The sequence below is a fragment of the Limnobaculum allomyrinae genome, assembly GCF_016649425.1.
In the GTDB taxonomy this organism is placed as follows: Bacteria; Pseudomonadota; Gammaproteobacteria; order Enterobacterales; family Enterobacteriaceae; genus Limnobaculum; species Limnobaculum allomyrinae.
In genome coordinates, this window is the sequence record NZ_JADRCR010000008.1 from 214,676 (window position 1) to 223,912 (window position 9,237).

General features: G+C 44.5%; 7 protein-coding genes. 4 read left to right on the top strand and 3 right to left on the bottom strand.

What is annotated here, in order from left to right; all coding sequences use genetic code 11:
- Positions 1 to 93: 93 nt before the first annotated feature.
- Positions 94 to 825 (bottom strand): outer membrane protein assembly factor BamD, encoded by a 732-nt coding sequence (gene bamD, locus I2494_RS15420; protein WP_218467748.1) that lies wholly within the window; start codon positions 823 to 825, stop codon positions 94 to 96.
- 133 nt (positions 826 to 958) lie between these two features.
- On the opposite strand from bamD, the gene rluD reads away from it, so the two are divergent.
- The 3 genes from rluD (at position 959) to clpB (ending at position 5,379) form a co-directional block, all read left to right on the top strand.
- Entirely contained in the window at positions 959 to 1,936 is a 978-nt protein-coding gene (gene rluD / locus I2494_RS15425; protein WP_218467749.1) for a 23S rRNA pseudouridine(1911/1915/1917) synthase RluD, read from the top strand.
- Positions 1,936 to 2,667, top strand: coding sequence for a purine nucleoside phosphorylase YfiH (yfiH, locus tag I2494_RS15430; protein ID WP_218467750.1), 732 nt, complete (start codon positions 1,936 to 1,938; stop codon positions 2,665 to 2,667). Before rluD ends, yfiH begins: the two co-directional genes overlap by 1 nt.
- Positions 2,668 to 2,805: 138 nt before the next feature.
- Positions 2,806 to 5,379 carry an ATP-dependent chaperone ClpB gene (gene clpB / locus I2494_RS15435; RefSeq protein ID WP_218467751.1) on the top strand — a complete coding sequence of 858 codons (2,574 nt, stop codon included), beginning with the start codon at positions 2,806 to 2,808 and terminating at the stop codon, positions 5,377 to 5,379.
- Positions 5,380 to 5,459: 80 nt separating this feature from the next.
- Here the strand turns inward: clpB and rtcR are convergent, their stop codons facing one another.
- The gene (rtcR, locus tag I2494_RS15440) at positions 5,460 to 7,058 is read right to left on the bottom strand and encodes an RNA repair transcriptional activator RtcR (RefSeq protein ID WP_218467752.1); all 1,599 of its coding nucleotides are present in this window, start codon (positions 7,056 to 7,058) and stop codon (positions 5,460 to 5,462) included.
- 203 nt (positions 7,059 to 7,261) lie between these two features.
- On the opposite strand from rtcR, the gene I2494_RS15445 reads away from it, so the two are divergent.
- Positions 7,262 to 8,089, top strand: coding sequence for a nucleotidyltransferase domain-containing protein (locus I2494_RS15445; protein ID WP_218467753.1), 828 nt, complete (start codon positions 7,262 to 7,264; stop codon positions 8,087 to 8,089).
- Here the strand turns inward: I2494_RS15445 and I2494_RS15450 are convergent.
- The gene (locus I2494_RS15450; protein WP_218467754.1) at positions 8,059 to 8,856 is read right to left on the bottom strand and encodes a DUF4184 family protein; all 798 of its coding nucleotides are present in this window, start codon (positions 8,854 to 8,856) and stop codon (positions 8,059 to 8,061) included. The genes I2494_RS15445 and I2494_RS15450 overlap by 31 nt on opposite strands.
- Positions 8,857 to 9,237: the final 381 nt, after the last annotated feature.

Here is a 9,237-nt window from a genome sequence, read left to right on the forward strand (position 1 = left end):
GGAAGTGGAGTGGTAGAGAAAAGAGGCAAAGTAATAAGTTAATCGCTATGCATTGCCTGCATAGCGATTAACCGAAGGATATGATTAAATCAATCAGCTTTTGATATCGTTAGTTTCGATAATCTTTTTGACTTTATCCGCCTGAGACGCCAGATTTAACTGCCGATATGCATTTTCCATTAACGGTAATGCATTGCGCGTTGCTTCAGAATCAGGATAATCACGCATCATTTGCTCAACGCGGTTAACTACTGCAACAAAAGCGCCGCGCTTAGTGTAATATTGCGCAACGGAAAGCTCGTAGTTAGCCAGACGGTTGTGTAACGCCACTAAACGCTTTTGAGCATCCGCTGCATAGGCGCTTTGTGGGAAGTTTTGCACCAACTGAGTAAAGTCGCGGAATGCGGCGCGTGCGTGTTGTGGATCGCGATCCGAACGGTCAATACCAAAGAAATCTTGTACGGTATTACCGTCGAACGCCATATCGGTTAAGCCACGCATATACATAACATAATCAATGTTAGGGTGCGTAGGGTTTAAACGGGCGAAGCGATCGATAGTGGCCTGTGCCATTGGTAACTCATCTGCTTTATAATAAGCGTAGATCAGATCCAGTTGCACTTGCTGTGAATAAGGGCCAAACGGATAGCGGTTATCAAGCGCTTCCAGTTCTGTGATGGCGCCCCGGAAGTTGCCGCTTTGTAGTTTTTCTTGCGCGGTTGCATACATTTCCGATGGCGGATTATCGGGGACGGTGTCCGATGAGCAACCTGCCAACGTCAGGCTCAATATGGCAGAGGCCACTAAATATTTCATACGCATCATGACGTTTTGCTTATCCTCAGAGTGTTGTTCTGGAAGCTATCCATTCAGCTTCCGGTGAGTACCAGTTACAATAGCACATTATTTTAAACGGCATTGCCGCGAAAACCCAACTTAAAACTTAAGAAGTTATTTTATGTCACAGCAAGTACAACTCACAGCAACAGTTGCCGAATCACAACTCGGACAACGTTTAGATCAGGCTTTGGCCGAATTGTTCCCTGATTATTCACGTTCTCGCATAAAAGAATGGATTTTGGAAGAGCGTGTATCAGTAAACGGTCAAATAATCGCCAAACCTAAAGAAAAAGTTTTGGGTGGTGAGTGTATCGCAATTGATGCGCTGATCGAAGAAGAAGTACGTTGGGAATCACAAGATATTGCATTAAATATTGTTTATGAAGATGACGATATTATCGTTATTAACAAACCAAGGGATTTTGTGGTGCATCCGGGAGCCGGGAATCCTGACGGCACGGTGTTAAATGCTTTGTTACATCATTATCCGCAAATTGCTGATGTACCTCGTGCAGGTATTGTTCATCGTCTGGATAAAGATACAACGGGCCTGATGGTGGTAGCAAAAACGGTACCAGCCCAGACTCGTTTAGTGGAAGCGTTGCAGGCCAGAGAAATCACTCGTGAATATGAAGCGGTAGCGATTGGTACTATGGCAGGTGGCGGTACGGTAGATGCAGCGATTGCGCGTCATCCAACCAAGCGTACCCATATGTCTGTTTATCCTATGGGTAAGCCAGCGGTTACTCACTATCGCATTATGGAGCACTTCCGAGCTCATACTCGCTTGCGCTTACGTCTGGAAACGGGTCGAACTCACCAAATCCGTGTACATATGGCACATATTACCCATCCACTGGTTGGTGATCCGTTATATGGCGGTCGTCCTCGTCCACCAAAAGGCGCATCCGAAGCTTTTATCCAGCAATTACGCTCTTTCGATCGTCAGGCGTTGCACGCTATTATGCTACGTTTGCATCATCCAATTACGGGTGAGCTGATGGAATGGCATGCGCCATTACCGGAAGATATGGTACAACTTATCGCGGCACTGCGTGCTGATACAGAACTTTTTAAAGATGAGCTGAACTGGTAATGATCCCATTAATAACGCCGGAATGGATAGCACCTGCTGGAGTGAAAGCGGTTAACACTACGCGTAATGGCGGTGTTAGTCAGGCTCCTTATAAAACGTTGAATCTGGGAAACCATGTTGGTGATGAACCCGCAGCGGTATCACAAAATCGTCAACGTTTAGAGCAGCAACTAAATATATCCGGCGATATTACCTGGCTCGAACAAGTTCATGGCGTTGAGGTATTAACACTGACGCAAAATATACCAACATCTTTACGTGCCGATGCCAGCTACACCCGCACACCGGGTAAAGTTTGTGCCATCATGACTGCCGATTGCCTTCCGGTTCTATTTTGCTCGGTAAAGGGTGATGAAGTCGCGGCGGCTCATGCCGGTTGGCGAGGGCTTCAGGCGGGAGTTCTTGAACGAACGGTTGAAAACTTTATGACCACGCCGGATAACATTATTGCGTGGTTAGGGCCGGCAATTGGCCCAACACAGTTTGAAGTCGGGCCAGAAGTTCGTGATGCTTTTATGGCGGTAAATTCGCTTGCTGATAGTGCATTTACCTCTAAAGCTGATAAATACCTGGCGGATATCTACCTGTTGGCTCGTCAGCGTCTTCAATCTCTGGGTATACAAAAAATTTATGGCGGCAGTTACTGTACAGTTAGCCAACCTGAACTCTTTTTTTCATACCGGCGTGAAAGAGATACCGGCAGAATGGCCAGTCTGATTTGGTTTGATTAATTTATTGATATTGAATCAGTTGTTTTTTCTGTGAACCCATCTTAAAAATTTATATTGACTTTGATCTTGAAAAACGCATTCGCACCCTTATCTATATGGCATAGCAACATATATTGTTGATTTGTTTTTGGAGGTGTTATGCGTCTGGATCGTCTTACCAGCAAATTTCAACTCGCTCTGGCCGATGCTCAATCATTAGCGTTAGGGCGTGATAATCAATTTATAGAACCTATTCATCTGATGAGCGCTTTGCTCAGTCAGGATGGTGGGAGTATTCGTCCATTATTAACTTCTGCGGGAGTTGATGTTAACCGGTTGCGTCACGACCTGGATGATGCATTAAGTCGCGCCCCACAAGTGGAAGGCGCAGGTGGTGATGTTCAGCCATCTAATGAACTGGTTCGTATTCTGAACCTGTGTGACAAACTGGCTCAAAAGCGCAACGATAAATTTATCTCTTCCGAACTGTTTGTTCTTGCGGCACTACAGGAACGCGGTCAGTTAAGCGATCTGTTGAAAAAAGCGGGTGCAACCAGTGAAAGGTTAACTCAGGCGGTTGATCAATTAAGAGGGGGTGAAAGCGTGGATGATGCGAGTGCAGAAGATCAACGCCAGGCATTGAAGAAATATACTATCGACCTGACTGAACGGGCAGAGCAAGGCAAACTCGATCCGGTGATCGGCCGTGATGAAGAGATCCGCCGTACCATTCAGGTATTACAGCGCCGTACTAAAAATAACCCGGTATTGATTGGTGAACCGGGCGTTGGTAAAACCGCAATCGTTGAAGGTTTGGCGCAGCGTATTGTGAATGGTGAAGTACCTGAAGGGCTGAAGAATAAGCGTGTGCTTTCGTTAGATATGGGAGCCCTGATCGCCGGTGCAAAATATCGCGGTGAATTTGAAGAACGTTTAAAAGGCGTACTGAGCGATCTGGCGAAACAGGAAGGTAGTGTCATTCTGTTTATCGATGAGTTACATACCATGGTTGGTGCCGGTAAAGGTGATGGTGCAATGGATGCCGGCAACATGCTCAAACCAGCGCTGGCTCGCGGTGAGTTACATTGCGTCGGTGCCACAACGCTGGATGAATACCGGCAATATATTGAGAAAGATGCGGCATTAGAGCGTCGTTTCCAGAAAGTTTATGTTGCAGAACCAACCGTTGAAGATACCATCGCTATCCTGCGTGGTTTAAAAGAACGTTATGAACTGCACCACCATGTGCAGATTACTGACCCGGCTATTGTTGCTGCGGCGACTTTGTCACACCGCTATGTTTCCGATCGTCAGTTACCGGATAAAGCGATTGACCTGATTGATGAGGCAGCATCCAGCATTCGCATGCAGATGGACTCTAAACCTGAGTCATTAGACCGTTTGGATCGTCGTATTATTCAGTTAAAGCTGGAACAGCAGGCACTGATGAAAGAGTCTGATGAAGCCAGCAAGAAACGCCTTGAAATGCTGAACGAAGAGTTAGAGCAAAAAGAGCGTGAGTATTCTGAACTGGAAGAAGAGTGGAAAGCGGAAAAGGCTGCGGTCTCTGGTACACAGACTATTAAGTCCGATCTGGAGCAGGCAAGGACTTCTCTGGAACAGGCTCGTCGTGTAGGCGATTTGGCCAGAATGTCAGAATTGCAATATGGCACCATTCCGGGACTGGAAAAGCAGTTAGCGCTGGCAGAAAGCTCTGAAGGCAAAACCATGAAGCTGTTGCGTAATAAAGTGACAGATGCAGAAATTGCTGAAGTACTGGCTAAAGCAACGGGTATTCCGGTTGATCGTATGCTGGAAGGGGAACGCGATAAACTGCTTCGTATGGAAAAACAGCTGCATCAACGAGTAATTGGTCAAAATGAGGCGGTTGAAGCGGTATCGAATGCGATTCGTCGTAGCCGGGCTGGTTTATCCGATCCAAACAGACCGATAGGTTCATTCCTGTTTCTGGGACCAACCGGGGTAGGTAAAACCGAGCTGGCGAAAGCACTGGCTAACTTTATGTTTGACAGTGATGATGCCATGGTACGTATCGATATGTCTGAATTTATGGAGAAACACAGCGTTTCTCGTTTAGTGGGTGCACCTCCGGGCTATGTTGGTTACGAAGAAGGTGGCTATCTGACCGAAGCGGTTCGCCGTCGTCCATATTCAGTTATCTTGCTGGACGAAGTGGAAAAAGCGCATCCGGATGTATTTAATATTCTGTTGCAGGTACTGGATGATGGGCGTTTAACCGATGGTCAGGGACGTACTGTTGATTTCCGTAATACCGTGGTGATCATGACATCCAACCTGGGTTCAGACATGATTCAGGAGCGTTTTGGTCAGTTGGATTATGGTGAGATGAAAGAGTTGGTGATGAGCGTAGTTAGTCATCACTTCCGTCCGGAGTTTATTAACCGTATTGATGAAACGGTGGTATTCCATCCTCTGGGTGAGAGCATGATTAAATCCATCGCGCGCATTCAGTTGCAGCGTTTGTATCAACGTCTGGATGACCGCGGTTATGTCATCAGCATGTCCGAAGCGGCTTTGGATCTGTTAGCCAAAGAGGGATACGATCCGGTTTATGGCGCACGTCCATTAAAACGGGCTATTCAGCAGGAAATTGAGAACCCGCTGGCACAGCAAATTCTCTCTGGCCAGTTATTACCTGGCGTACCAGTAGTGTTGGATGTAGAGGGTGACAAGATTGTTGCTAAGCAATAATCAGTAACCAATTAAAAAGAGGGTGATATTTGTCACCCTCTTTTTTTGGCTGTTTACCCGATGCGATGAGAGGAAAATAATCAGGTTTCTGTTTTGTCTTTTTTCAGGGCTTCCCAGCTAAGGCCAAAACGAGAAAGATATTTTCTTAATCTGTCTGCATCATTTGGGTTCTGTTTTTGCTGGCGGGAAACGGCAAATAGCTTCCTTCCCGCCTCAGACAGACTGTTGCTGGCATGACAGATTTCAATAACCGCTTGCAGTTGGTATTGGTCAAAGAGATCTATTGGCTGATCCAGTTCCGGCAATAAAAGTGGTTTAGTGGTATATCCCCAGCTTTCCTGCAAGCGCTTTATTTCATCATTTACAATATCATCACTAATTCTTCCTGATTCAGCCAGAGTTGCCATACGAGTTATGGAGGCACTCAGCTCACGGAAATTACCTGACCAAAGCGCTTCAGATGAGGTGGCAAAAGAGAGATATTTGCGGCGTGATTCAGCATTAAAACGAGTTTGTTCCCCTTGTTCACGAGCAAAACGAGCCAATTCATAATCCAGATTGGGTTCGATATCTTCGCTACGCTGAGCCAGGCCGGGAAGTTTATAAGTCCATAAGTTAATCCGTGCATACAGATCCTCACGGAATAAACCTTCACTGACCTGCTTGCGTAAGTCCCGATGGGTACCGGCGATCAGCTGAAAGTGGCTTTGTGTTTCTTTATCACTACCAAAAGGAAGAAACTTTTTTTCTTCAATGGCCTTCAATAACATAGCCTGTTCATCCAGCCCCAGCTCTCCAATTTCATCTAAAAATAGCATGCCGTTATCGGCAGCCCGAAGCAGGCCTGGGCGGTCAGTTTGAGCTCCGGTAAATGAACCTTTAACATGACCAAACAACGTCGACATTGCACTATCACCCCGAAGCGTGGCGCAGTTAACCTCAACAAATCGACCACTTATTTGATGTCGCTCCAGTTTGAGTTCATAGATACGTCGGGCAAGGAATGATTTACCCGCACCGGTAGGGCCTACCATTAATATCGGTGCGGTAGAACGAATGGCGACACGTTCAATTTCTTCAATCAGGCGGTTAAAGGTGGCATTACGCGTGGCAATACCGGCTTTTAAATAAGAGACCGAGTTGTCACTGATTTGTTGGAAGCGAGTGGAGATCTGATCGTAACGGCTTAAGTCCAAATCGATAATGGCGTAATTACCTTCTGGTTTACCCGGGAGCTCATCGTCTTTATTGTGCCTGTCTGGCATGGTCTGAATTAACTTACCAGGAAGATAACGCGCCTCAGTCAGCAGAAACCAGCAGATTTGTACAATGTGGGTACCCGTGGTGATATGGACTAAATATTCTTCATTTTCAGGATCAAAAGGGTAGTGCTCAGAAAAATCTAATAGTTTGGTATAAACCTCTTCAATATCCCAGGGATCGTTTAACGTAATGGCATTGAGCTTAACTTCAGTCTGTGGTGAGACCAGTTGGATATCCTGAACCAGCTGCTCAGCCATGCCTCGATCTCTGGCGGAATGAATTAATTCAAGCCGATCAATATGTAAATCAGGCTGCTGACACATTCCCACGGTTGGACGCCATTTATTCCAGCGGTTCTCCCGCTTACCGCGTTTATCCAGAACGGTACCTAATACACCAATAGCAACCCGTTTCATAACTTATCCCTGAATATAAATATTATCTGAAGGAATAAATTATCTTATATCTTCTATATTCTCCAGCATTAAAGTAATCATATTAATTTTCATTTAAAACAATGAATTAAATTTATTTTTGAACAGCGGGGGAGAGTTGGCAGGCTGATTGCAATATCTGGAAGTAACACTGTAAGCAATAACAAATAAAAAGGAGAATGATAATGCAAAAGGGATTACTAACTAACCGTAAAGATTTGTCCGTTGATGACCATCCAGTATCTGAAGAGATGAAAAAGCGCGTTTTGAATGAACTGGAAGAAATAGAAAAAAAGTTTGATGTGAAGGTTTTGTATGCTTGTGAATCCGGGAGCAGGGGATGGGGATTTGCATCTACGGACAGCGATTATGACGTTCGGTTTATCTATGTACATAAAGCCGACTGGTATCTGACCGTTGAACCTGGACGAGATGTGATAGAACGTCCACTGGATGATGAGTTGGATATCAGCGGCTGGGAATTACGTAAGGCGCTGGGTTTATTAAAAAAGGCTAACCCAACATTATTAGAATGGCTGGATTCACCCATAGTCTATCAAGAGGATAGTGATTTTATGGACAAATTTCGGACTCTGGCGGTTGAGCACTTCTCCAGTTTACGAGCTCGTTATCACTATTTATCGATGGCAAAAAAGAACTTTCGTGGTTACTTGCAAGGAGAATCCGTTCGACTGAAAAAGTATCTCTATGTATTACGACCACTGCTGGCGGTTAAGTGGATAGATGAACGGGCAAGCGTACCGCCAATGCCGTTTTCTTTATTACTGGATATTGTTGAAGACAAAGCATTACTGAGTGAAATCGACTATCTGCTGAAAGTTAAACGAACAAATACCGAATCCCAATACGGTGAAAAATTAGTACAGATACATAACTTTATTGAACAAGAGTTAGATCGATATGCTTTGAGTCAGTTTAACGCGGATAAAGATGAAGAACGGTTATCGGTATTGGCATTGGATCATTTATTAAAAGAATGTGTGATGCCCTGAGCCTTAATCAGTTTGCCCCGTGAGCCCTGAAAGTATTTCCGGGCTCTTTTTATCTTTAGCATTACAGGTGTGAGTGTTAATGAAATCATAAGTGCAGACAAACATGTGACCACAACCATACCTGGCGAAATGGCCGGGTATATCAACATAATCCTTATAAAAGAAATAACGAATGACAGAACGAGAATGACTACCCAATACTTTAATGAAATATGTGTGCTGGTTTTATTATCTTTAGGCATGAGCCACAAATAGGTAAAGATAGTTAACCCTCCCAACACTGTGCTTAAGTGTTGCAATAGTTTGTGCACAGGAACCGAATAGGCCAATAGTTCGATATTGACCGAAGCATAATGAAGATAATTGACGAAGAAAGCATCTTTGTGGGTAAAGCTATCCCAAAGCAAATGAGAAAAGATGCCGAGCATAATAGAACCAAGAAGCACTGATATATGCTTATATGCATATGCAGGCCAGTCCAATCGAGTCAGATAGGATAAACGACAGTATAAAAACTGAGGCAGATTATTGATTAAACTATTTCTGATTACGCCGTGAAAAATAAAGCTTAATAACAGGGCTACGGGAAGATCAAACCAAAAAATACCGGATAGCGAATGACTGTAAAGGCTTTTAACCTCCATTCTTAAGAAATATTCAAAATCAGGCACCATACTGCCAGCAATTAAACCGGTCAGAGAGCATCTTCTGGCAAAAAATGTGCCCAAAGGTAAAACGATTGCTGGATGTGCGAAAGTAAATGGCATCGGGTTCTTCAATATGACTATGTAATTAATTTACTGACTTTATTGAAATTGTGTGAAGGCAACATGAAGTGAAATCATTTATTCACTGTGAATATATCATCAGACGCGTATTAATCAGTTGGTGAATAAATGAACGGTCAGCATTTATTTTAAAATTAACACTTGCCAGAAGATTTTGAGTCCCTATAATGCGCCTCCACTGACAACGGATAACGTCGTCAGGCAGAGAATAAGGTTAACGTTAAGACGTTTTAATACTTGACTCTGAAACGGATTCGCGTAATATACGCAGCCCGTGCCGCGGGAAGCGCAGCTTTCTGTCGGCCATGCTCTTTAACAATTTATCAGACAATCTGTGTGGGCACTCACAAGACGGTATCT

Coding starts and splice junctions, on each gene's coding strand:
- clpB (WP_218467751.1), top strand. CDS start 2,806: ATGCGTCTGGATCGTCTTACCAGCAAATTTCAACTCGCTCTGGCCGAT.
- I2494_RS15450 (WP_218467754.1), bottom strand. CDS start 8,856: ATGCCATTTACTTTCGCACATCCAGCAATCGTTTTACCTTTGGGCACA.
- rluD (WP_218467749.1), top strand. CDS start 959: ATGTCACAGCAAGTACAACTCACAGCAACAGTTGCCGAATCACAACTC.
- bamD (WP_218467748.1), bottom strand. CDS start 825: ATGATGCGTATGAAATATTTAGTGGCCTCTGCCATATTGAGCCTGACG.
- yfiH (WP_218467750.1), top strand. CDS start 1,936: ATGATCCCATTAATAACGCCGGAATGGATAGCACCTGCTGGAGTGAAA.
- rtcR (WP_218467752.1), bottom strand. CDS start 7,058: ATGAAACGGGTTGCTATTGGTGTATTAGGTACCGTTCTGGATAAACGC.
- I2494_RS15445 (WP_218467753.1), top strand. CDS start 7,262: ATGCAAAAGGGATTACTAACTAACCGTAAAGATTTGTCCGTTGATGAC.